Here is a 19,408-nt window from a genome sequence, read left to right on the forward strand (position 1 = left end):
TTCAGCTCCTTTCCCTGGCCAGCATCAGCGCATCGGTCACCGTCTCGATGCCGAGCGCCACCTTGAATGCGTTGTGCCCGAGCGGCTTCGCGCCCTCGAAGGCAAGCTCGGCGGCGCGCCGCGCGGCCGCGCGCGTGAACGGCTGGCCGACCAGGCTGCGCTCCGCCTCGGCCGCACGCCACGGATGCGTTGCCACGCCGCCGAGCGCAATGCGCGCATCGGCCACGCGGTTGCTCCTGAGCTCCAGGGCCACAGCCGCCGAGGCGAGCGCGAAGGCGTAGGACTCGCGGTCGCGGATCTTGTGGTACGTGGAGCCTCGCCCGATCGCCCCGCGCGGCACGCGGATGCGCACGATCAGCTCGTCGGCCGCGAGCACCGTTTCCAGGTGCGGCGTGGCGCCCGGTGCGCGGTGCAGTTCGCGCACGGGCAGCGTGCGCTCGCCGCGCGGGCTGACGGTGTCGACCAGCGCATCGAAGGCCACCAATGCAACGGCCCAGTCGCCGGGATAGACGGCCACGCAGGCTTCGCTGCCGCCCAGCACCGCATGGCCGCGGTTCTGGCCGCCCACCGCCGAGCAGCCGCTGCCGGGCACGCGCTTGTTGCAGGCGAATTCGGGTCCGCCGCGAAAGTAGGCGCAGCGCGTGCGCTGCAGCAGGTTGCCGCCCACCGTTGCCATGTTGCGCAGCTGCTGCGAGGCGGCCTTCCAGAGCGATTCCGACAGGGCCGGGAATTCGCGCTGCACCACGGCGTTGTCCGCCACGTCGCTCATGGCCGCAAGCGCGCCGATGCGCAGCTCGCCGCGGCTCGCGGTGTCGACGTCGCGCAGGCCTTCGATGCGGGTGATGTCGATCACGGTGGCCGGTGCTTCCACGCCGAGCTTCATCAGGTCGAACAGCGTGGTGCCGCCCGCGAAGTAGCGCGCGCCGGGCTGGTTCTGTGCGAGCAGCTGCACGGCTTCGCCGGTGCTGCGCGGACGCAGGTAGGCGAAGTCATGCATGGCGGCTGCCCTCCATGCGACTGTCCATGCGGTGCACATGCGGCGCGGCCTCGCGGATCGCTTCGAGGATGCCCGTGTACGCGCCGCATCGGCAGATGTTGCCGCTCATGTATTCGCGGATCTGCGCGTCGCTGCTGGCATGGCCTTCGCGCACGCAGGCAATGGCCGCCATGATCTGGCCGGGCGTGCAATAGCCGCACTGCAGCGCGTCATGGTCGACGAAGGCCTGCTGCATCGGATGCAGCGTGCCGTCGGCCGACTCGATGCCCTCGATGGTGGTCACGACGCAGCCGTCGGTCTTCACGGCCAGCGTGAGGCACGAGGCCACGCGGCGGCCGTCCACGTGCACCGTGCAGGCACCGCACTGGCCGTGGTCGCAGCCCTTCTTGGCGCCGGTCAGGCCGAGTTGCTCGCGCAGCACATCGAGCAGCGAGGCGCGCGGCTCCAGCTTCAGTTCGTGGAGCCTGCCGTTGATGGTGACGCGGGTTTCCCGGGAGCCCGTGCCGGGGTTGGGTGCCGCGCTGCCGGCTTCCGCGGCCGCACTGGCGCAGGCCGAAGCCGCGGCGCCGGCACCGGCCGCCGTGGTCATCATGAACATGCGGCGGTTGAGGGCAGGCAATGGGCCTGCTGCGTTCTGCAGGGGTGGGTGGCTCATGGGGCTTTCCTTTTTTCTTGCTTCTTCAGAATTCGCGGCCGAGGCGCGCATCGACCGACACAGGGCCGCTGCCGCGCGCCGCGATGCACAGCGCGACGAAGACCAGCATCAGCGGGTATTCGTAGCCGCGGTCGATCCAGGGGAAGGTGGGTGCCAGCAGGTAGCTGATGACCAGCATCTGTACCACCACCATCGGCGCGACGATGCGTGTCAGGAAACCCAGTGCCAGCATCAGCCCGCCAACGCCTTCGAGCAGCGCGATGAACCAGCCGATCAGCGGTGCGGCGGGCAGCTGCAGCACGTTGGCAATCAGGTTGACAGAACCGGCCATGGGATCGGCCATGCTGCCGTGGCTGCGGCCCAGCAGCTTGGGGATGCCGTGGGTCATGAGCATCAGGCCGAACGCGATGCGCAGCAGCGCATGGCTCAGCGGCTCCAGCCGGTCATAGAGGCTGCGCAGCCGTGGAAAGATCAGTTGCATGGGGAGGCTCCTGGGTCGCGAAAGGGTTGCGGGGAAGCGCCGAAAAGAAGGCGCAAGGGAAAGTCTCTCTGTTCTCCCCGTGCGAATAAATGCGCAAATCTCGCCAATACAATTCAAGGAGACTCAACAATCGAGAAGAACCCATGGACCGCTTCGACGCCATGCAGCTGTTCACCCGCATCGTCGATCTGGGCAGCTTCACCCAGGCCGCGGCCGCGCTCGACATTCCGCGTGCCACGGCCACGCACGCCATCAAGGAGCTGGAGGCCAGGCTGCATGTGCGGCTGCTGGAGCGCACGACGCGCCAGGTGCGCACAACCGTCGACGGCCAGGCCTTCTACGAGCGCTGCCGCCATCTGCTGCGCGAGCTCGAGGACGCCGAGTCTTCGCTGGCGGAGCTGGCGGTCAACCCGCGCGGGCGCCTGCGCATCGACATCCACGGCGCGCCCGCCCAGGCGATCGTGCTGCCGCGCATCCAGGAGTTCCATGAGCGCTATCCGCACATCGAGCTGGCCGTGGGCAGCGGCGACCGGCTGGTGGACCTGGTGCGCGAAGGCGTCGACTGTGTGGTGCGCGCGGGCGAGCCCAAGGATTCATCGCTGGTCACGCGCCGCCTGGCGCTGCTGCCGCAAGTGACCTGCGCGAGCCCGGGCTACCTGGCCGCGTACGGCACGCCCACGCAGCCGTCGGACCTGGCCCGGCACCTGGCGGTCAATTTCTTCTCGGCCTCGCGGCCCGAGGTGTTCCCGTACGAGTTCATGGTGGACGGCAAGCTCGAGACCTGCATGCTGAAGGACTGGATCAGCGTCAACAACGCCGATATCTACAAGAGCTGCGCCGAACAGGGCTGCGGCATCATCCAGGTGCCGCGCTTCAGCGTGGAGAGCCAGTTGCGCGAGGGCTCGCTGGTCGAGATCCTGCCGCACACGCCCTGCCCGCCGATGGTCTATTCGGTGCTGTACCCGCACCACCGCCAGCTCTCGCCGCGCGTGCGGGTGTTCATCGACTGGATCGCGCAGCTCTATGCGGAGCGCTTCGGCAGTGCGGCCGCGTAGGCACCGGCGAGGTGGTCACCGCGCAGTCACGTGGCGCACCTAGCATCCGCAGGCCCTTGCCGCCCTCCCCCAGACCGCCCCCCACCCCACGCGATGTACCCCGGCGAACGGCTCAACGGATACAGCCATCTGCTGGGCCTGGTGCTCGCACTCGCGGCCACCGCGCTGCTGCTTGCCAAGACCCTGCCCACCGGCGACGCCGCGCGGATTGCCGGCGCGCTGGTGTTCTCTCTCTCGGCGGTGGTGCTGTATGCGGCGTCCACGCTGTTCCACAGTACGCGTGGGCGGCGGAAGCGTTTCTGGGAGCGCGTGGACCACTGCGCCATCTACCTGCTGATCGCAGGCACCTACACGCCGTTCGCGCTGGTCACGCTGCACGGGCTCTGGGGCTGGCTGCTGATGGCCGCAGTGTGGGGCGCGGCCTTCTTCGGCATCGGGCGCGAGCTGCTGCAGGCGAGCAGCGAGGCCTCGAAGCCGCCGCTGGCGCTCTACATCGCCATGGGCTGGCTCGGCGTGCTGGCCGCGGTGCCGCTGGCCGCGCGGCTCGACAGCGGCGGGCTTGCGTGGCTGCTGGCCGGCGGCGTGCTCTATACCGTGGGCACGGTGTTCTATCGCAACCGGCGGGGCTTCCGGCATGCACACGGCACCTGGCACCTGTTCGTGCTTGCAGGGACCGCGAGCCACTTCGTGTCCGTGGGCTGGTTCGTGCTGTGATGCGCGGCCGCGGTCGAGCAGCCCCCGCTGTAAAGCGCCTGTTACCACCTCTCGCGGGGTTTCGCGTCGTGAGATGTGCACAATGCGCCCCATGCCAAATATCGCTTCCATCCTGAAATCCGAGATTTCCCGTGTCGCCCGCAAGGAAGTTCGCACGGAGATCGAAACACTCAGAAAAGCCTCCGCGCTCCACCGCGCCTCGATCGCCGCATTGCGCCGGCAGGTCGAAAAGCTGGAGAAGGAATTGCGCCGCGCCACCAAGACCGTGGCGCGCGCCGCTCCCGCGGGCGATGCCGACGAAGCCGCCGAGTCGGGCCCGCACCGGCGGTTCAGCGCAACCCGGCTGGCCGCGCACCGCGGCAAGCTCGGCCTCTCGGCGGCCGCCTACGGCAAGCTGGTGGGCGTTACCGGCCAGACCATCTACAAATGGGAGCAAGGCAAGGCAAGGCCGCGCAAGGCCCAGCTCGAAGGCCTGGCCGCCGTGCGAGGCCTGGGCCGGCGCGAAGTGGCCGAGCAGTTGAACGGATAAATCAGAGCCTCCTGCCCCGCATCGCTTCATGTCCAGTCTCATCGTGCACGGCGGTACGCCGCTTCGTGGCCGCATCACTCCTTCCGCCAACAAGAATGCCGTGCTGCCCGTGCTGTGCGCCACGCTGCTCACGCGGGAGCCGCTGCGCCTGCATGGCGTGCCCGACATCACCGACGTGCGCAAGATCCTCGACATCTTCCGCAGCCTGGGCAGCGAGGCGCGCATGGACCACGCCACCGGCACGCTGGAGCTGCATCACCGCGACACGGTGTTCGATGCCGCGCGCGACCGGCTGCCCGAGGAGATGCGCTCGTCGATCATGCTGGTGCCGCCGCTGCTCGCGCGCTTCGGCATTGCGCGGCTCGAAGACAACGTCAAGGGCTGCACGCTGGGCGTGCGCGAGATCGATCCGCACGTCGATGTGTTCCGGCGCTTCGGCGGCAAGGTGGAGCGTGCCAGCGGCTCGCTGCTCGTGCGCTGCGCCGGGCCGCTGACGCCCGCGCAGCATTGGCTCGACTACGCCTCCGTCACGACCACCGAGAACTTCGTGCTGTGCGCGGCGGCGGCCAATGGCAGCTCCACGCTCACCAATGCCGCCTCCGAGCCGCACGTGCAGGAGTTCTGCCGCTTCATGGCGATGCTCGGCGTGCGCATCGAGGGCATCGGCACCTCGCGGCTCACGGTGCACGGCGGCAGCGCGCTGGGTGGCGGGGAGTTCCGCTTCGACGAGGACTTCCACGAGATCACCACCTTCCTTGCGCTGGGCGCCATCACGGGCGGCGACGTGGTCGTGCGCAACAGCGCGCCCGAGAACTTTCCGCTGATCGACCGCACCTTCGACAAGTTCGGGGTGACGGTCACGCACGCAGACGGCTGGTCGCGCGCCAGCAGCACCGGCCCGCTCAAGGTGCAGACCCCTTTCACCAGCAACGTGCTCACAAAGGTGGAAGCGGCGCCGTGGCCGTACTTTCCGGTCGACCTGCTTCCGATCTTCATTGCGCTTGGCGTGCGCGCCCAGGGCAATGCGATGTTCTGGAACAAGGTGTACGACGGCGCGCTGGGATGGACCGGCGAGCTGTCGAAGTTCGGCGCCCACGTCTTCTCCTCGGACCCGCACCGGCTCATCAGCTTCGGCGGCAGCCCGCTGACGCCGGCCGTGGTCGAGAGCCCCTACATCATCCGCGTGGCGATCGCGCTCTTCATGGTGGCGGCAAGCATCGAAGGCCGCTCCGAAATCCGCAACGCCGCGCCGATCCGCCGGGCCCACCCGCGCTTCGCCGAGAACCTGCGCAGCCTGGGCGCGCAGGTGGAGTGGACGAGCGAGGAGTGAGCCAGGCGAGCGCGGAGCGGTTCAGCCCCGCAGCGCATCCGCCGCGATGCGCGCCGCCGACGCAATGACGTCGTTGCGGCCCGCCGCATCGGGCGTGGGAAAGGTCAGGTAGACCGCCATCACCAGCGGGGCGCCGGCCGGCGGCCACAGCACGGCGATGTCGTTCACGGTGCCGTAGGAGCCGGCGCCGGTCTTGTCGCCCACCTTCCAGTCGGCCGGCACGCCCGCGCGAATGCGCGTGGCGCCGGTGGTGTTGCCCAGCAGCCAGGCCTCGAGCTGGCTGCGCTGCGCCGCGCCGAGCCCGTCGCCGAGCACCAGACGCTGCAGGCTCGCGGCCATGGCCTCGGGCGAAGTGGTGTCGCGCGGATCGCCCGGAATGGCACTGTTGAGCTCGGTCTCCCAGCGATCGAGCCTGAAGACCGGGTCACCGATGGAGCGCGCGAATGCAGTCACCGCGGACGGGCCGCCGAGAATCTTCATCAGCAGGTTGGCCGCGGCGTTGTCGCTGTACTGGATGGTGGCTGCGCACAGCGCGGAGACCGTCATGCCCTGCCCCAGGTGCTTTTCGGTGATGGGCGAGTTGGAAAGAATGTCGCTCCTGCCGTAGCTCACGCGCCGCTCCAGCAGGCCGGGCTCGCGGGTGCTGCGCGCGAGGATGGCGGCGGACGCCATCATCTTGAAGGTGCTGCACATCGGGAAGCGCTCGGTGGCGCGGTGCTGCACGCGCGCGCCGGTGGCGGTGTCGAAGGCCACCAGGCCGAGCCGCCCGCCCACTGAGCGTTCGAGGGCCGCGAGCTGCGCTTCGGCACTCGAAAACGCGGTGTCCCGCGGCCCCTTGGCGGACCATGCGGTACAGGCGCTGGCCAAAGGCAAGGCGGAGGCGGCGAGCAGGAAGGTGCGGCGGTTGGCGGATGATTTCATGTCTTTTTGTCTGCGAGTGGATGGAACGAAGGCCATCGTAGGAGCGCCATCGCGCAGGCTCCAGCGCCAGGTGGCGCAGCCGCGTCTCGCCTGTATCGGGTGTAACCGGAAAAATCATTCAACTAATCGGTTGAATGATTCTTGAGGCAGGACTATATTCAACCTCATGGTTGAACTAGACGACGAGCGGCTCGACGCCGTGTTCCATGCCCTGGCCGACAGCACGCGCCGCACGATGCTGCAGCTGCTGGCCCAGGGCGAATGCAGCGTGGGCGAGCTCGGCGCGCCGTTTCGCATGTCGTTCGCGGGCGCATCCAAGCACGTCAAGGCGCTGGAGCGCGCCGGGCTGGTCTCCCGCACGGTGCAGGGCCGCGCGCACGTCTGTCGGCTGGAGCCGGCGGTGCTCGCATCGGCCAACGCATGGCTGCGCCACTACGAAGGCTTCTGGAACAACCATCTGGACGCGCTGGAGAAGGAACTGCGGCGCGAAGCATCCCGCGGCAAGTGAAGTCCCCATTTTTTTTCAAGGAGCAAACCATGGCCAAGAACAGCCTCGGAACCCTGATCGAGCCCGGTACCCTGCGCATGGAGCGCACCCTGCCCGCCCCCGTCGAGCGCGTGTGGGCCTATTTCGTCGACCCCGACAAGCGCGCCGCCTGGCTGGCCGGCGGCACCATGGCCGAGGAGCCCGGCAGCGTGTTCGAGCTTCGCTTCGACCACACCCGGCTTTCCGGCGAAGTGGCCCCCGAGCGCTTCAGCGCCTGCCGCAGCCCCATCCTCCAGAAATCGCGGGTCGTCGAGTTCGAACCGCTGAAGCGCCTGACCATCAGCTGGGGCAGCGAAAGCGCCGCCGCCTCGGAGGTCAGCTTCGAGTTCACGCGAGAGGGCGACACCACACACCTCGTGCTCACGCACCGGCGCCTGCCCGATCGCAAGGAAACGCTCGGCGTCTCCAGCGGCTGGCACGCCCACCTCGACGTGCTCGACGACGTACTGCACGGCCGCAAGCCGCGGGGGTTCTGGACCAACCACGCGGCGCTAGAGAAGGCTTACGACGAGCGGCTTGCGGCTTGAGCGGGCGAGGCGGCGCCGCCCCATTCGGCGCGGCCGGCCCGCTCCGGAGTCGGATGGCGACTACAGGCAAGCGCCCGCGCTTGCGTTAAGGTGCGGAGCATTCGCCGACTCCGAAGCACCCCATGGCCACCACCCCTTCCCCCGTACCGGTACGCAAGCATTTCTCGATGATCCGCGGCTTTCACCTGGCCGACGTATTCACGCTCGGCAACGCGGCGTGCGGGGTGGGCGCGGTGTTCCTTTCGATGGCCTTCATGGCGAGCCAGTCGCTGGCGCAGTTCCTCTGGGCCGCCGCGCTCGCGCCCGCGGCCTTCGTGTTCGACGTGTTCGACGGCCGCATCGCTCGCTGGCGGCAAACGCATTCCGCGCTGGGGCGCGAGCTCGACTCGCTGGCCGATGTGATCTCCTTTGGCGTGGCGCCGGCCGCGCTCGCCTTTGCCGCGGGCCTGGACGGCGGCTGGGACTGCGTGCTGCTGATCTATTTCGTCGGCTGCGGCGTGAGCCGGCTTGCGCGCTACAACGTCACGGCCGAGGCGCTTTCCGCGGGCGCCGACAAGGTCAAGTACTTCGAAGGCACCCCCATCCCGACCAGTGTGGTGCTGGTGGGCGTGCTGGCCTGGGCCGCCTGGCAGGGTCGCATCGGCGACGCGGTGTGGGGCGGCGCCTGGGTGCTCGGCCCCTGGCAGCTGCACCCGCTCACCCTGCTCTTCGCGCTCTCGGGCACGCTGATGATCAGCAAGACGCTGCGCATTCCCAAGTTCTGACCGTCCATCCACTCAAAGGAGCCCCCTCAATGATGAAGCTGTATTTCGATCCACAGAGCCGCTCGCAGGTCGCGAAATGGATGCTCGACGAAGCCGGCGTGGACTACGAAATCGTGCCCACCCTCATCCGGGAGAAGGCGCACAAGAAACCCGATTACCTGAAGATCAATCCCGCCGGCAAGCTGCCGGCGCTGGTCGACGGCCGCACCCGCGTCTTCGAGAATGCGGCCATCTGCATGTACGTGGCCGAGAAGTTTCCGCAGGCCAGGCTGGCACCGTCCGTGGGCTCGCCCGACCGCGGCCGCTACCTGTCGCTGATGGTCTATTCGACGGCGCAGCTCGAACCCTCGATGGGCGACAGCCTGCTCGGGCTGCACAGCAACAACAGCGCGCGCGGCTGGACCCATTTCGAGCAGGCCAAGGATGCGGTGGAACGCGAACTGGGCTATGGCCCGTATCTCTTCGGTGCGCAGTTCACCGCGGCCGACGTGATGATCGGCTCGATGTTCATCTGGCACCGCGCATTCGGCGGGCGCTCGAACCGGCCCAAGATCGATGCCTACATCGACCGCCTGCAGGCCCGCCCCAAGGGCATGAAGTTCGGCTGAACCACACCCCATGTCACAGGCACCCTTCCCCCACGGCGCGGCCACCGGCCTCGACCAGCTGATCCGCATCGCCGCCGGGCAGCCGCTGGCACCGGCTTGCGACCATTTCTACTTCCTGCGCCATGGCCAGACCGGCCGCAATGCGCAGCGCATCTTCCAGGCCGTGGACGAGCCGCTGAGCGAGCTCGGCCTGCAGCAGGCCGCGCGCGCCGCCCAGCTGCTGGCGGGAGAGCCGATTCGCACCATCGTCTGCAGCGACGCCCGCCGCGCGCACGACACGGCGCATGCCGTGGCCACCGTGCTTCGCCTCATGCCCACGCCGCAGGCGGCCTTGCGCGAGCGCAACTTCGGCGCGCTCATCGGTACCTCCTCGGCCGAGATCGACTGGGCCTGCGAACCCGAAGGCGGCGAAACCCTGGCGCAGTTCGTGGCCCGCAAGCGGCTTGCGCTGGACGCCGCGCTGGCGCAGCCCGCGCCGGTGCTGGTGGTGGCCCACGGGGGCACGCTCTACGCACTGGCGGCGCTGATCGGCCTGCCCATCGACCTGGGCCTGCTCGGCAATGCGCAGCCATTGCGTTTTTCGCGCAGCGGCCCCACATGGGCCGTGACGCCGCTGCTGCGGCATGCCGACGGCGATTCAAGCCTGGCCTGAACCGGCCAGGAGGCGTACTGTTCGGCGTTCACACCACCGACAAGCATGGAATTCAAGGACTACTACAGCGCCCTGGGCATCGACCGCACAGCGTCCGACGACGAGGTGCGCAAGGCCTACCGCAAGCTCGCGCGCAAGTACCACCCCGACGTCAGCAAGGAGCCCGACGCCGAGAAGCGCATGCGCGACATCAACGAAGCCAACGACGTGCTGCGCGACAAGGAAAAGCGCGCCGCCTACGACGCGCTGGCCGACCGCGTGGCGCGCGGCGGCCATCCCGAGGGCGACTTCCAGCCGCCGCCGGGCTGGGACGCCGGCTTCGAATTCCACCGCGGGCCGAACCAGGGCCCGGCCGATCACGCCGAATTCAGCGAGTTCTTTTCGTCGCTGTTCGGCGAGGCCGAGCGGCGCGGCGCGGCAAGGCGCAACTACCGCGCACGCGGCGAAGACCATCATGCGGCCATCGAGATCGCGCTCGAAGACGCGCTCAATGGCGCCGAGCGCGAGATCACGCTGCGTGCGCAGGAGCTCGACGCGCAGGGCCGGCCCACGCTCAAGACGCGCACCCTCAGCGTCAAGATCCCGTCCGGCGTTCATCCGGGGCAGTTCATCCGGCTCGCCGGACAGGGCATGCCCGGCCATGGCGGCGAACCCGCGGGCGATCTCTACCTGGAGGTGCGCATCGCACCGCACAGGCTCTACCGCATCGAGGAACGCGACCTCTACATGACGCTGCCCGTCACCCCGACCGAGGCTGCGCTCGGTGCGCAGGTCAAGGTGCCCGTGCCCACCGGCGGCGTGGTCGAGGTGACCGTGCCGCGCAACGCGCGCAGCGGCCTCAAGCTGCGGCTCAAGGGCCGCGGCCTGGCCGGCAAGCAGGCCGGCGACCTGTACCTGCTGCTCGAGATCGCGCTGCCCCCGGCCGACAACGAGGCCGCGCGCAAGGCTTATGAGCAGCTGGCGCAGGCGTCCGCTTCGTTCAACCCACGCCAGCATCTGGGAGTGTGAGCATGGCGACCGTTTCCGTGACAACAGCCATCAGTGCTTCGCAGCCGCTCGCCGCCAGCGAGCTGGCCCATGCCTGCGGTGCCGATACCGAATGGGTGGTGCAGCTCGTCGAGGTGGGCATCGTGCAGATCTCCGCGGCCGAGGCGCCGCCCGAGCACTGGCGGTTCTCGAGCACCGACCTGCAATACGCGCTCGAGGCGCGCCGCCTGGAGCGCGACTTTGGCGTGGGCCTCGATGCCGCCGCGCTGATCCTCGATCTGCAGCATGAGGTGCGGCGGCTCAAGGCGGTGATCCGGGCGCACGGGCTTCGCTAGCCGCTGCGAGGCAGGAGCGAAAGCAGCCGCAGATCAGCCCGGCTTGCCGCGCGCTGTTTTCTTCTGGCCTTCGGCGCGCGGCGCATTCGCGGCCGCCGCCGGGCCGTTGCCGGCGTTCAGCTGATCGACCCACAGCAAGGTATCGACGTACGACATGAACCGGTTGAGGTATTCCGGCGACAGCTCGTGCATCAGCATGAGGGACCGGTGCACCAGGTGGTGCGAGTTGAGCGGGCCCGCATTCTCCGGCACCTTGGCCAGCGACTGCGTCAGCCGCCGGTCGGCGCTGAGCCGCGACCAGGTGCTCCTGAAGTAGCGCAGCGTCCTGAGCTCGGGGGTGGGTGCAGCGTCATCGGCCGGCGGATCGTCGCCCCGCAGCGGCGCCTGCCGGGCCATGTGATCGACGAGTTCCGCGAGCGGTCCGCGGGGAAGCCGGGCCGCCTGCTTCGCGCTGCCATCTGGAACTGCCGAAGCACTGTCGGCGCACTGGGCCTTTTCGAGATTCTCGCGATACGCCGCAAGCAGCGTGGCCAGCCTGTCGTCGAGGATGCGCCGCGCATCGCCCCCATGCGCACTGGCCCGCCTGGCGAGCGCCTCGATGAACCGAAAGCGCACGGGATCCCTGCGCTGCTCGCCACGCACGCGCCATGCGTCGAGCACCGCGGCGGGGTCCATGTTGCTGTTGCTACTCACGGGACTTCGTGCCGGTACCAGCCTGCCTCGGCGTGGGCGCCATTTCGACGCGCCGGTTCTTCGCCCGCCCTTCGGCGTCGGCATTGGATGCCACGGCCTGCTCGGAACCGAAGGCCGCGGCAAACACCGATGCCGAGGGAACGCCCTCCTCGATCAAGGCCCGCGTCACGGTCAATGCGCGCTGGGCCGAGAGCTCCCAGTTGTCGGCGAACGGGCGGTTGCCGTCCTTCGACTGCCGCATCTGCCGGTCGTCGGTGAAGCCGCTCACCATCAGCACCTCGTCGCGCGCCCGCAAGTAGGCGGCCACGGGCGCGGCCAGGCTCTTGAGCACTTGCCGGCCTTCGAGCTGCAGGTCGGCCGAGTTGAAGGCAAACAGCACGCTGCCGCTGATGCCGATGCGTCCGTTGTTCAGCGTGACCCGGCCTGCCGCGAGCGGCCCTGCCAGCGCTTGTTCGAGCGCCTCGCGGCGCTGCGTCTCGGCCTGGCGCTGCTGCACTTCGGCCTGCAGCTTGGCCGCCAGGTCCAGCTGCATGCCGAGTGCGCCCACGAGAATCAGCACGAAGGCCCCGACCAGCCCCGACATCAGGTCGCCGAAAACCGCCCACACCGGCACGCTCGGCTCCAGGCCGGCGTCGAGATCGTCCCGCATCACGCCTCGCTGCCCACGACGGCCTGCCGGCTCGCGATCTGCTGCAGGTCTTCGACGATCTGCTTCTGCGACATGATGCTCAGGTCGATGACCTCCCTCGCCTGCGCCACGTAATAGGCCAGCTGCTCGTCGCTGCGTGCGATGGATTTGCCCAGCGCGCCCTCGACGCGCTGCAGGTGCGCCACCAGCTTGTCGTTCGATTCGCTGAACAGCTGCACGGCAAAGCCGAAGGCCTCGCCAAGGCTTGCCACTTCGACGGCACTGCCGGTGATCTGCGCGGCGACCGCGGCCATCTTTCCGGTTTCCTCGTCGACCTTTTCGGTGAAGCGGCTGCCCACGCGGTCCAGCACGTCCGCCGATGCACCCACCAGCGCATCGACCGCCGAGCGCTGCTCGGTGGAGGCGTGGTTCACGGCATCGAGCAGGGTTCCCAGCGTTTCCATGATGCGGCTGCGTTCTTCCAGCATCGCGTTGTCGCGCGCCATGCTGTCGGAGAGCTTCTGGCGCAGTTCGGCCACCACTTCGGCCGCCACCCGCGGCGCTTCCGATGCGGCCTGCAGCAGTCGGGCGATCTCGCCGACCGTGTTCTTCGCGTGTGCTTCGGCCTGGGTGGACATGTCGCGGGCGGTCTGCGCAAGCGCCTCGAAGAGCTGCTGCTGCTGGCTCGCCGTGTGTGCGCCCGCCTGCTGCCACTCCTGCTGCAGCGACGCGGACACGGTCGCCAGTGCCTGCGTCCAGGCCGACAGCCGCTGATCGTCGCGCGCTGCGATGTCGGCCTGCAGCGCGGCATGCGCCTGTTCCACGGTGCGCAGCAGCGATGCCGAGTGCTGTTCGAAGCCGGCCGCTGCCGCCGCGAGCGACTGCTGCGCATCCTGCGACAGTTTCTCGCTGACGCGCTGATGCTGCGCGAGCGCGCTGCCCCAGGTTTCGGACACGCTGCCCGCCGTGCTTTCCAGCCGGGCCGAGACGCCCTCCACCAGCGACGCCGAGCGCTGCTCGAAGGTTTCGGCAAAGCGGTCATGCGAAGCGCGCAGATCGATCGACAGCGCCTCGGAGGTGCGCTGGTGCTCGGCCAGCGCAGCCTGCCAGGTGCCCGCCACGCTGGCGGTGGCAGCCTCGAAGCGGCTCGAGAGGCCATCGAGCTGCTGCTGCACGGTGCGCGCCACGGTGTCGTGCAGGGAGGCCGTCTCGCGCGCGATGCCGGCCATGGTGGCCTCGACGACCGGCTGGATCGTCGCGCCGGCGATGCGCGCGCTTTCGCTCAGGCTCTGCTTCAGCGATTGGTCGACCGAGGAAGCCAGCCCGGCATACACGGCCTCGGCCTTGGTGTGGAACTGCGCCTGGCCGGCGGCAAGGCGCTCGTTCAGGGTCTGGCTCTGCCGCTCCATCGCCGCCATCATGGCCTGCAGCTGGTCGACCAGCCGGGGCATCTGGTGGGCCTGCTGCTCGAGCAGTTGGAACGACGCCTCGCGCTGGTGGGCAAGCGAGTAGGCGCGCAGCGTGGTTGCGATCCTGCTGTCGAGCATCTGCCCGGCCTGCAGCCGCTCTCGCCGGCACAGCGCCGAGGCCAGCCCCAGCATCGCGGAGGCGGCCACGCCGGCCACCGACGTGCCGAATGCCAGCCCCAGGCCCTTCACGGGCGCCGACAGCGAGGCACGGATGGCCGGCAGGTCCGTCGCGCTTTCCAGCGCCATGCCGGTGCCGTTCAGCGTGACCACCATGCCGAGGAAGGTGCCCAGCATGCCCAGCAGCACCAGCAGGCCGGCCAGGTACGGCGTGAGCGCCGGGCCCGGCAGGCCCACGCGCTCGCCCTCGATGCGAAGGCGCACCGCATTGCGCAGCGTTGGATGCAGCCGGTCGAGCCAGGCGCCCAGGCTCTCCGGCGGATCGGAGAGTTCCGCCACGGCACGCGACAAGGTGGAGGTTGCCTGCTGGAAGCGATGCAGTTCCAGCGCTCCCATCAGGTAGAACGCGCCGACCAGCATCGTGACGGCGAGCGCCAGGGTGTGCGAGCCGATGTATCCAGCCCCGACCCAGCACACGACGGCCAGGCCTGCGACAAAAACAGCGTAGTGAAGAAATCTATTCATGGCACTCTGGTTGCCTCATGCGAAGGGCTTCGAGCAGCCCTTCGATCGGTTGAAATCGGAAATCGAGTTCGGCGAGCAGCACGTTCTTCATGTCCTTGCGGAACACATGCAGCCACTCGCCGGCCTCCGCCACGCCGTCGGGTTCGCCCATCGTCTCCAGGCTGGCCTGGCGCAGGCGCGTGAAATGCTTTTCGAGCAGCGCGGGCACGGCCCCGAGCAAGCTGTGCTCGCGCGCAGCCAGCACCTGCTCCATCACCACGTCCACGGCCGCAAGCCGGGCCATCGCTGGCGACCTGGCCGCCAGCAGCGCCCGCAAACGGCCACGCAACGGGCCGATGCCCGCTTCCATGGCCTGTTGCAACGTGAGATGGCGGCGGCGAAACGGCATGAAGTCAACGGCTGCCGCGACAGTGCCGTCTTCGGCCACGGCCTTTGCCAACGCAGCTCGCGCACGGACGCATTCGCGCTCTTCGGCGCTCGCGGACGCTCGTGCGCGGGACGGCGCAGCCGCCGCAGCACCGTCGAGTGCCGCGGACAGCGAGATCGCATCGGTCCAGCCGAACCATTGACTCAATCGATCCGCGGTGGCCTGCCGGGGTTCGCGGACGTCGATGTCGGTCAGTCGAGAGAGCAAGCGAACAAGCGCCGAGCCGTTGAAAACTGTGCGCTGTGAAACTTGCGCCATACCGCCAGAACGAAAAACCTGGCAGTCTACACTGGCAACTCCTCCTGGCCTCTCCGTTCCTCTGCCCCTGCCCGGAGAGAAACTTCAAGCAAACGTTCCAATCGGTAACGAGGCGTTCCGTTCAGGCCCCCGCTTCCGCGGGCCAGCCCGAGCGCGCCGCGCGTTCGAGCGCAGAGCGCACCACCAGCCGATGAAACGGCGCGATCAGCCGGATGTAGTTGCGGCCGAAGAGGTTGTGGCAGTGCACCACCGTGACGGCCGTGAGCGAATCCCCCGCCACGGAGCGCATCACCGAGACGCGGAAATCCAGGTGCCGGTCGTCCTCGCCAAGCACCACCTCGTCCGCATGCGTTTCGTAGATGCGGAAGATGCCGATGCGCGGCGCACCGCCCGGAGTGCCGGCACGCAGCGCGCCGGCCGTCTTGATGCCGAAGCCGCCGACCAGCCGGTCGCGCAGCGCCAACAGCGCGTTGACCCAGGGGGCGGGACGCTCGAACGCGAAGCGTGCAAGCGCCAGGACGTCGCGGGTGGCGCCCTGTGGCAGGTCGATGGCGAAGGCGTCGGCCAGAAAGGCGCCGCGATAGAGGCCGGCCACGCGCGCGCCCGAGGGCAGCGCCTCGCGGCGGGATTGGTGCCATCGATGGTTGTTTGTCATTGGAAGATCTCGAACACATCGCCGTTCGTCGGCGTCGCCTGCTCGTGATAGATGTCGTAGAGATACTGCGAAAGCTCGCCGCGGGTGAGGTCGGATGGAATCGCAAGCTGGATCTTGCAGCGCTTCCCATCCGCCCCCTTCAAGTAGCTGGTCCAGCAGTCTTCGACCCTTTCGATGGCCACGATCCGGCCGAACACATTGAACAGGTAGCGCTCGCCGCTCATGGGTATTCACGCTGGACCGCGTGCGAGAAGACCAGCGGATCGGCCGCGAGCGAGTCCGGAAGAAAGGTCGGCCGCAGGTTGACGGCCGCCAGCTCCGCGATCGGGAACCAGCGAAATTCCAGCTCCAGGTGGCTTTCGATGCCCCGGTAGCTCCGCGCCTTGTCGAGATGGGGAGAATCCTCGGGCAGCGAGACGAGAAAATAGAACCCGATCTCGTGGTTGCGCCGGCCAGCGAGATCGAAGAAGTTCTCCGCCACATGAAGGAGCCGGCCGCATTCGACTTCTTCGCCAAGCTCTTCCTTCATCTCCCGCACGATGGTGGCCGAGGCCTCTTCGCCGACCTCGACCCTGCCACCCGGCAAGGCCCAGTATTCGTCGCCCGGCGCCCGGTGAAGGAGCGCGCAGCCCGCATGAAGGATGACCGCGGCGGCCCGCACCTGAAAGCGCTGGCCGTGAAGATGGACTGAGATCATGAGACTCGAGTATCAGTGGTTAAAGTCCGAACCACCCTTGCCGAAGAACGAAACCCCGCAACCAGATGACCCCCGAGACAAAGCCCCGCTGCACCTGGGCCCGGAGCGATCCGCTGCTGGCCTCCTACCACGACGCCGAATGGGGCGTGCCCGAGCGCGACAGCCGCGCGCTGTGGGAAAAGCTCATGCTCGACGGCTTTCAGGCCGGCCTTTCGTGGCTCACGATCCTGCGCAAGCGCGATGCGTTCCGCGCGTCATTCCAGGGCTTCGTGCCCGAAAAAGTGGCGCGGTTCACCGCAGCGGATGTCGATCGGCTGATGCTGGACGCGGGCATCGTGCGCTCGCGCGCCAAGATCGAGGCCACCATCGGCAACGCCCGTGCCTACCTTGCGATGCAGGCCGCGGGCGAAGATTTTTCGGCGTTCGTCTGGGGCATGGCCGGCGGCAAGCCCATCGTCAACAGGACGGGCACGGTGCCGGCGAAGACGCCGCTTTCGGAAGAGATGTCGGCAGCCCTGAAGAAGCGCGGCTTCAAGTTCGTGGGACCGGTGATCGTGTACGCGTGGATGCAGGCCACCGGCATCGTGGACGACCACGCGCCCGACTGCTTCTGCCACCACGCCGCGCCGCAGCAGCGCTGAAAACGCAAAAAACCGGATGGCCCCCTTGGGGCGCCATCCGGCTTTTTGTCTTTTGAGGGAGAGCAAGCGGCCTGGCGCCGCCGTCTCTCTCCTGCCCGCCCTTTTTACAGACCAGCTTGGCGCGTGAAGCTGCGAGCTTGCGACGGGATCACGCTGCCGGCGAAGGATTCGCGGCGCAGGTTCTGGCCAGGTGCATGCGCGGCGGCAACGGCTTCGCTGCGAACCGCGGCGCGGTCGGCCGAGGCAGCCAGCACGGGAGCGACGGTGGCCGAAGCGGCGTCGCTGTAGACGTTGCCTTCGCGGGCAGCGGCAGCGGCCTGCGGCGCCACGTCGACGCGGCTGTAGCCGGAGGTCAGGGGTTGCACGCCTTCGTAGGTCTCTGCGTGGGCGCCGGCAACGGCGAGCAGGGAGAGGGCGGCGGCGGCGAGGATGTTCGAGGTCTTCATTTCAATTTCCTTCTTGATCGGACTTTGGATGCCCTGAAGTTTGCACCACGATGACAAGGGAAAACCCTAGCCAATCGAATCGCAGTGTTCATGAAACTGAAACAATGACGGGGAACTTTTTGACGCGAGAGCCAAAGTCCACACTTTTCCTGAAGAAATTCGGCTCAGTCTGCGTATTTTTCTCTAAGTCCGCCGAGGCGGCGAGTATCGCGCAACACGGTCCATGCATGTTGCATGCCAGCCACTGCATCGGATCAGGCCGCATAGAGATCAACATACTCGTGCACCAGCATGGCCTCGAGCCTCTTCGCATCGAGCGACACGTCGAGGATGGCCTGCTGCTGCTTCTGCGCGAAGCGGCGCGCCAGGTTGGTACGGAACTTGGCTTCGAGCAGCGGAATGCCTTCCGCGCGGCGGCGCCTGTGGCCGATCGGGTATTCGACCGCCACCTCCGCAAAGCTGGTGCCGTCCTTGAACTCCACGGTCAGCGCGTTGGCGATGCTGCGCTTCTCGGGGTCGTGATAATCGGCCGTGAAGCGCGGATCTTCCACGCAGACGATCTTGCTGCGCAGCGCGTCGATGCGCGGATCGCTCGCAATGCCGTCCTCGTAGTCGGCGGCCGTGAGGCGGCCGAAGATCATCGGCACCGCCACCATGTACTGGATGCAGTGGTCGCGGTCGGCCGGGTTGACGAGCGGCCCCTTCTTGTCGATGATGCGAATGCAGGCCTCGTGCGTGCGGATCGTCACCTTCCTGATGTCGTCCACCGTCTTGCCGCTCTTGTGCAATTGCGCATGCAGCGCCATGCCCGCTTCCACCGCCGTCTGGCTGTGGAACTCTGCCGGAAAGCTGATCTTGAACAGCACGTTCTCCATCACATAGCTGTCGTACGGCCGCTGGAACTTGAACGGCTGGCCCTTGAACAGCACGTCGTAGAAGCCCCAGGTCTTCGCGGTGAGTACGCCCGGGTAGCCCATCTCGCCGGTCTTTGCGATCAGCGCCAGGCGCACCGCGCGGCTGGTGGCGTCGCCCGCGGCCCAGCTCTTGCGGCTGCCGGTGTTGGGCGCATGGCGGTAGGTGCGCAGGCTCTGCCCGTCGACCCATGCGAGCGACACGGCGTTGACGATCTCATCGCGCGAGAGCCCCATCAGGCGCCCCACCACGGCCGTCGAGGCCACCTTCACCAGCACCACGTGGTCGAGCCCCACCTTGTTGAACGAGTTCTCCAGCGCCAGGCAGCCCTGGATCTCGTGCGCCTGGATCATGGCGGTGAGCACGTCGCGCATCACGAGCGGCTTGCGCCCGGCGGCCACCGCATTGCGGCTGAGCCAGTCGGCCGTGGCCAGGATGCCGCCGAGGTTGTCGCTCGGATGGCCCCACTCGGCCGCGAGCCAGGTGTCGTTGAAATCGAGCCAGCGGATCATCGTGCCGATGTTGAAAGCGGCCTGGACGGGATCGAGCTGGTACGGCGTGCCGGGCACCTTCGCGCCATGCGGCACCACTGTGCCGGGCACGACCGGGCCCAGCAGCTTGGTGCAGGCCGGATACTCCAGCGCCTCCAGGCCGCAGCCGAGCGTGTCGATCAGGCAAAGGCGCGCAGTTTCATGGGCGAGCGCGCTGGTGATCTTCTGGTGGGCGAGCACGTAGTCGACGATGTCGACCAGCACCTGGTCGGGTTCGGGGCGGACGTTGCTGATGTGAGCGGACATGGTTCTTCTCTGTTGCGGTAAACGGTGCTGGACTGTGCGGA

Annotated in this window: 25 protein-coding genes; 12 read left to right on the forward strand and 13 right to left on the reverse strand. The window is 68.1% G+C overall.

Annotated elements, in window-relative coordinates:
- Window position 1 precedes the first annotated feature (1 nt).
- Genes VAPA_RS16400 through VAPA_RS16410 form a run of 3 tightly spaced genes read right to left on the reverse strand, consistent with a single transcriptional unit; the run spans window position 2 to window position 2,133 of the window.
- Window positions 2-997: an FAD binding domain-containing protein gene (locus tag VAPA_RS16400; protein ID WP_021007883.1), complete on the reverse strand. Its 996-nt coding sequence runs from the start codon at window positions 995-997 to the stop codon at window positions 2-4.
- Window positions 990-1,652, reverse strand: coding sequence for a (2Fe-2S)-binding protein (locus VAPA_RS16405; protein ID WP_021007884.1), 663 nt, complete (start codon window positions 1,650-1,652; stop codon window positions 990-992). Before VAPA_RS16405 ends, VAPA_RS16400 begins: the two co-directional genes overlap by 8 nt.
- Window positions 1,653-1,677: 25 nt before the next feature.
- Entirely contained in the window at window positions 1,678-2,133 is a 456-nt protein-coding gene (locus VAPA_RS16410; RefSeq protein WP_021007885.1) for a DoxX family protein, read from the reverse strand.
- A gap of 143 nt (window positions 2,134-2,276) precedes the next feature.
- Between VAPA_RS16410 and VAPA_RS16415 the strand changes: the two genes are divergently transcribed.
- From VAPA_RS16415 to VAPA_RS16430, 4 genes are all read left to right on the forward strand, one after another.
- A complete protein-coding gene (locus VAPA_RS16415; RefSeq protein WP_021007886.1) occupies window positions 2,277-3,188 on the forward strand; it encodes a LysR family transcriptional regulator in 912 nt (303 codons plus the stop codon).
- 93 nt (window positions 3,189-3,281) lie between these two features.
- Entirely contained in the window at window positions 3,282-3,902 is a 621-nt protein-coding gene (gene trhA, locus VAPA_RS16420; RefSeq protein WP_021007887.1) for a PAQR family membrane homeostasis protein TrhA, read from the forward strand.
- A 91-nt stretch (window positions 3,903-3,993) separates the two neighbouring features.
- Entirely contained in the window at window positions 3,994-4,431 is a 438-nt protein-coding gene (locus tag VAPA_RS16425; protein WP_021007888.1) for a helix-turn-helix domain-containing protein, read from the forward strand.
- Window positions 4,432-4,459: 28 nt separating this feature from the next.
- Window positions 4,460-5,761, forward strand: coding sequence for a UDP-N-acetylglucosamine 1-carboxyvinyltransferase (locus tag VAPA_RS16430; RefSeq protein ID WP_021007889.1), 1,302 nt, complete (start codon window positions 4,460-4,462; stop codon window positions 5,759-5,761).
- Between the two features lie 21 nt (window positions 5,762-5,782).
- Here VAPA_RS16430 and bla read toward each other — a convergent pair whose 3' ends face one another.
- Window positions 5,783-6,682 (reverse strand): class A beta-lactamase, encoded by a 900-nt coding sequence (gene bla, locus VAPA_RS16435; protein ID WP_021007890.1) that lies wholly within the window; start codon window positions 6,680-6,682, stop codon window positions 5,783-5,785.
- Window positions 6,683-6,848: 166 nt separating this feature from the next.
- On the opposite strand from bla, the gene VAPA_RS16440 reads away from it, so the two are divergent.
- From VAPA_RS16440 to VAPA_RS16470, 7 genes are all read left to right on the forward strand, one after another.
- Window positions 6,849-7,190, forward strand: a complete 342-nt coding sequence (locus tag VAPA_RS16440) for an ArsR/SmtB family transcription factor (RefSeq protein ID WP_021007891.1) — start codon at window positions 6,849-6,851, stop codon at window positions 7,188-7,190.
- Window positions 7,191-7,219: 29 nt separating this feature from the next.
- A complete protein-coding gene (locus tag VAPA_RS16445; RefSeq protein WP_021007892.1) occupies window positions 7,220-7,756 on the forward strand; it encodes an SRPBCC family protein in 537 nt (178 codons plus the stop codon).
- Window positions 7,757-7,878: 122 nt separating this feature from the next.
- Entirely contained in the window at window positions 7,879-8,520 is a 642-nt protein-coding gene (locus tag VAPA_RS16450; protein WP_021007893.1) for a CDP-alcohol phosphatidyltransferase family protein, read from the forward strand.
- A gap of 29 nt (window positions 8,521-8,549) precedes the next feature.
- Window positions 8,550-9,128 (forward strand): glutathione S-transferase family protein, encoded by a 579-nt coding sequence (locus tag VAPA_RS16455; RefSeq protein WP_021007894.1) that lies wholly within the window; start codon window positions 8,550-8,552, stop codon window positions 9,126-9,128.
- A gap of 10 nt (window positions 9,129-9,138) precedes the next feature.
- On the forward strand, window positions 9,139-9,780 hold the full coding sequence (locus VAPA_RS16460; protein ID WP_021007895.1) for a histidine phosphatase family protein: 642 nt from the start codon (window positions 9,139-9,141) through the stop codon (window positions 9,778-9,780).
- A gap of 45 nt (window positions 9,781-9,825) precedes the next feature.
- Complete coding sequence (locus tag VAPA_RS16465) at window positions 9,826-10,788, forward strand: DnaJ C-terminal domain-containing protein (protein ID WP_021007896.1); 963 nt, start codon at window positions 9,826-9,828, stop codon at window positions 10,786-10,788.
- A 2-nt stretch (window positions 10,789-10,790) separates the two neighbouring features.
- On the forward strand, window positions 10,791-11,102 hold the full coding sequence (locus tag VAPA_RS16470; RefSeq protein ID WP_021007897.1) for a chaperone modulator CbpM: 312 nt from the start codon (window positions 10,791-10,793) through the stop codon (window positions 11,100-11,102).
- 33 nt (window positions 11,103-11,135) lie between these two features.
- Here VAPA_RS16470 and VAPA_RS16475 read toward each other — a convergent pair whose 3' ends face one another.
- The 7 genes from VAPA_RS16475 to VAPA_RS16505 all read right to left on the reverse strand — a co-directional run bounded on the left by VAPA_RS16475 (window position 11,136) and on the right by VAPA_RS16505 (window position 16,535).
- The gene (locus VAPA_RS16475; protein ID WP_021007898.1) at window positions 11,136-11,777 is read right to left on the reverse strand and encodes a DUF2894 domain-containing protein; all 642 of its coding nucleotides are present in this window, start codon (window positions 11,775-11,777) and stop codon (window positions 11,136-11,138) included.
- Window positions 11,778-11,787: 10 nt separating this feature from the next.
- A complete protein-coding gene (locus VAPA_RS16480; protein WP_021007899.1) occupies window positions 11,788-12,444 on the reverse strand; it encodes an OmpA family protein in 657 nt (218 codons plus the stop codon).
- The gene (locus VAPA_RS16485) at window positions 12,444-14,534 is read right to left on the reverse strand and encodes a DUF802 domain-containing protein (protein ID WP_021007900.1); all 2,091 of its coding nucleotides are present in this window, start codon (window positions 14,532-14,534) and stop codon (window positions 12,444-12,446) included. Before VAPA_RS16485 ends, VAPA_RS16480 begins: the two co-directional genes overlap by 1 nt.
- Window positions 14,527-15,219, reverse strand: coding sequence for a DUF3348 domain-containing protein (locus tag VAPA_RS16490; RefSeq protein WP_021007901.1), 693 nt, complete (start codon window positions 15,217-15,219; stop codon window positions 14,527-14,529). Before VAPA_RS16490 ends, VAPA_RS16485 begins: the two co-directional genes overlap by 8 nt.
- 121 nt (window positions 15,220-15,340) lie before the next feature.
- Complete coding sequence (locus VAPA_RS16495; protein ID WP_021007902.1) at window positions 15,341-15,874, reverse strand: DUF2867 domain-containing protein; 534 nt, start codon at window positions 15,872-15,874, stop codon at window positions 15,341-15,343.
- Window positions 15,871-16,098, reverse strand: a complete 228-nt coding sequence (locus VAPA_RS16500) for a DUF7661 family protein (protein WP_021007903.1) — start codon at window positions 16,096-16,098, stop codon at window positions 15,871-15,873. The genes VAPA_RS16495 and VAPA_RS16500 overlap by 4 nt, the downstream gene beginning before the upstream one ends.
- Window positions 16,095-16,535, reverse strand: a complete 441-nt coding sequence (locus tag VAPA_RS16505; RefSeq protein ID WP_230558882.1) for an NUDIX hydrolase — start codon at window positions 16,533-16,535, stop codon at window positions 16,095-16,097. The genes VAPA_RS16500 and VAPA_RS16505 overlap by 4 nt, the downstream gene beginning before the upstream one ends.
- A gap of 101 nt (window positions 16,536-16,636) precedes the next feature.
- On the opposite strand from VAPA_RS16505, the gene VAPA_RS16510 reads away from it, so the two are divergent.
- Window positions 16,637-17,212: a DNA-3-methyladenine glycosylase I gene (locus VAPA_RS16510; protein WP_021007905.1), complete on the forward strand. Its 576-nt coding sequence runs from the start codon at window positions 16,637-16,639 to the stop codon at window positions 17,210-17,212.
- Window positions 17,213-17,316: 104 nt separating this feature from the next.
- Here the strand turns inward: VAPA_RS16510 and VAPA_RS16515 are convergent, their stop codons facing one another.
- Both VAPA_RS16515 and VAPA_RS16520 read right to left on the reverse strand, forming a co-directional pair.
- On the reverse strand, window positions 17,317-17,658 hold the full coding sequence (locus VAPA_RS16515; RefSeq protein WP_021007906.1) for a hypothetical protein: 342 nt from the start codon (window positions 17,656-17,658) through the stop codon (window positions 17,317-17,319).
- A 254-nt stretch (window positions 17,659-17,912) separates the two neighbouring features.
- A complete protein-coding gene (locus VAPA_RS16520; RefSeq protein WP_021007907.1) occupies window positions 17,913-19,367 on the reverse strand; it encodes a bifunctional 2-methylcitrate dehydratase/aconitate hydratase in 1,455 nt (484 codons plus the stop codon).
- Window positions 19,368-19,408 lie beyond the last annotated feature (41 nt).

Origin of the sequence: Variovorax paradoxus B4 (genome assembly GCF_000463015.1) — a bacterium.
GTDB classification, from domain to species: Bacteria; Pseudomonadota; Gammaproteobacteria; order Burkholderiales; family Burkholderiaceae_C; genus Variovorax; species Variovorax paradoxus_E.

Excerpts from the sequence above, each read along its gene's own strand:
- VAPA_RS16400 (WP_021007883.1), bottom strand. The coding sequence starts at position 997 with ATGCATGACTTCGCCTACCTGCGTCCGCGCAGCACCGGCGAAGCCGTG.
- VAPA_RS16405 (WP_021007884.1), bottom strand. The coding sequence starts at position 1,652 with ATGAGCCACCCACCCCTGCAGAACGCAGCAGGCCCATTGCCTGCCCTC.
- VAPA_RS16410 (WP_021007885.1), bottom strand. The coding sequence starts at position 2,133 with ATGCAACTGATCTTTCCACGGCTGCGCAGCCTCTATGACCGGCTGGAG.
- VAPA_RS16415 (WP_021007886.1), top strand. The coding sequence starts at position 2,277 with ATGGACCGCTTCGACGCCATGCAGCTGTTCACCCGCATCGTCGATCTG.
- trhA (WP_021007887.1), top strand. The coding sequence starts at position 3,282 with ATGTACCCCGGCGAACGGCTCAACGGATACAGCCATCTGCTGGGCCTG.
- VAPA_RS16425 (WP_021007888.1), top strand. The coding sequence starts at position 3,994 with ATGCCAAATATCGCTTCCATCCTGAAATCCGAGATTTCCCGTGTCGCC.
- VAPA_RS16430 (WP_021007889.1), top strand. The coding sequence starts at position 4,460 with ATGTCCAGTCTCATCGTGCACGGCGGTACGCCGCTTCGTGGCCGCATC.
- bla (WP_021007890.1), bottom strand. The coding sequence starts at position 6,682 with ATGAAATCATCCGCCAACCGCCGCACCTTCCTGCTCGCCGCCTCCGCC.
- VAPA_RS16440 (WP_021007891.1), top strand. The coding sequence starts at position 6,849 with ATGGTTGAACTAGACGACGAGCGGCTCGACGCCGTGTTCCATGCCCTG.
- VAPA_RS16445 (WP_021007892.1), top strand. The coding sequence starts at position 7,220 with ATGGCCAAGAACAGCCTCGGAACCCTGATCGAGCCCGGTACCCTGCGC.
- VAPA_RS16450 (WP_021007893.1), top strand. The coding sequence starts at position 7,879 with ATGGCCACCACCCCTTCCCCCGTACCGGTACGCAAGCATTTCTCGATG.
- VAPA_RS16455 (WP_021007894.1), top strand. The coding sequence starts at position 8,550 with ATGATGAAGCTGTATTTCGATCCACAGAGCCGCTCGCAGGTCGCGAAA.
- VAPA_RS16460 (WP_021007895.1), top strand. The coding sequence starts at position 9,139 with ATGTCACAGGCACCCTTCCCCCACGGCGCGGCCACCGGCCTCGACCAG.
- VAPA_RS16465 (WP_021007896.1), top strand. The coding sequence starts at position 9,826 with ATGGAATTCAAGGACTACTACAGCGCCCTGGGCATCGACCGCACAGCG.
- VAPA_RS16470 (WP_021007897.1), top strand. The coding sequence starts at position 10,791 with ATGGCGACCGTTTCCGTGACAACAGCCATCAGTGCTTCGCAGCCGCTC.
- VAPA_RS16475 (WP_021007898.1), bottom strand. The coding sequence starts at position 11,777 with ATGGACCCCGCCGCGGTGCTCGACGCATGGCGCGTGCGTGGCGAGCAG.
- VAPA_RS16480 (WP_021007899.1), bottom strand. The coding sequence starts at position 12,444 with ATGCGGGACGATCTCGACGCCGGCCTGGAGCCGAGCGTGCCGGTGTGG.
- VAPA_RS16485 (WP_021007900.1), bottom strand. The coding sequence starts at position 14,534 with ATGAATAGATTTCTTCACTACGCTGTTTTTGTCGCAGGCCTGGCCGTC.
- VAPA_RS16490 (WP_021007901.1), bottom strand. The coding sequence starts at position 15,219 with ATGGCGCAAGTTTCACAGCGCACAGTTTTCAACGGCTCGGCGCTTGTT.
- VAPA_RS16495 (WP_021007902.1), bottom strand. The coding sequence starts at position 15,874 with ATGACAAACAACCATCGATGGCACCAATCCCGCCGCGAGGCGCTGCCC.
- VAPA_RS16500 (WP_021007903.1), bottom strand. The coding sequence starts at position 16,098 with ATGAGCGGCGAGCGCTACCTGTTCAATGTGTTCGGCCGGATCGTGGCC.
- VAPA_RS16510 (WP_021007905.1), top strand. The coding sequence starts at position 16,637 with ATGACCCCCGAGACAAAGCCCCGCTGCACCTGGGCCCGGAGCGATCCG.
- VAPA_RS16515 (WP_021007906.1), bottom strand. The coding sequence starts at position 17,658 with ATGAAGACCTCGAACATCCTCGCCGCCGCCGCCCTCTCCCTGCTCGCC.
- VAPA_RS16520 (WP_021007907.1), bottom strand. The coding sequence starts at position 19,367 with ATGTCCGCTCACATCAGCAACGTCCGCCCCGAACCCGACCAGGTGCTG.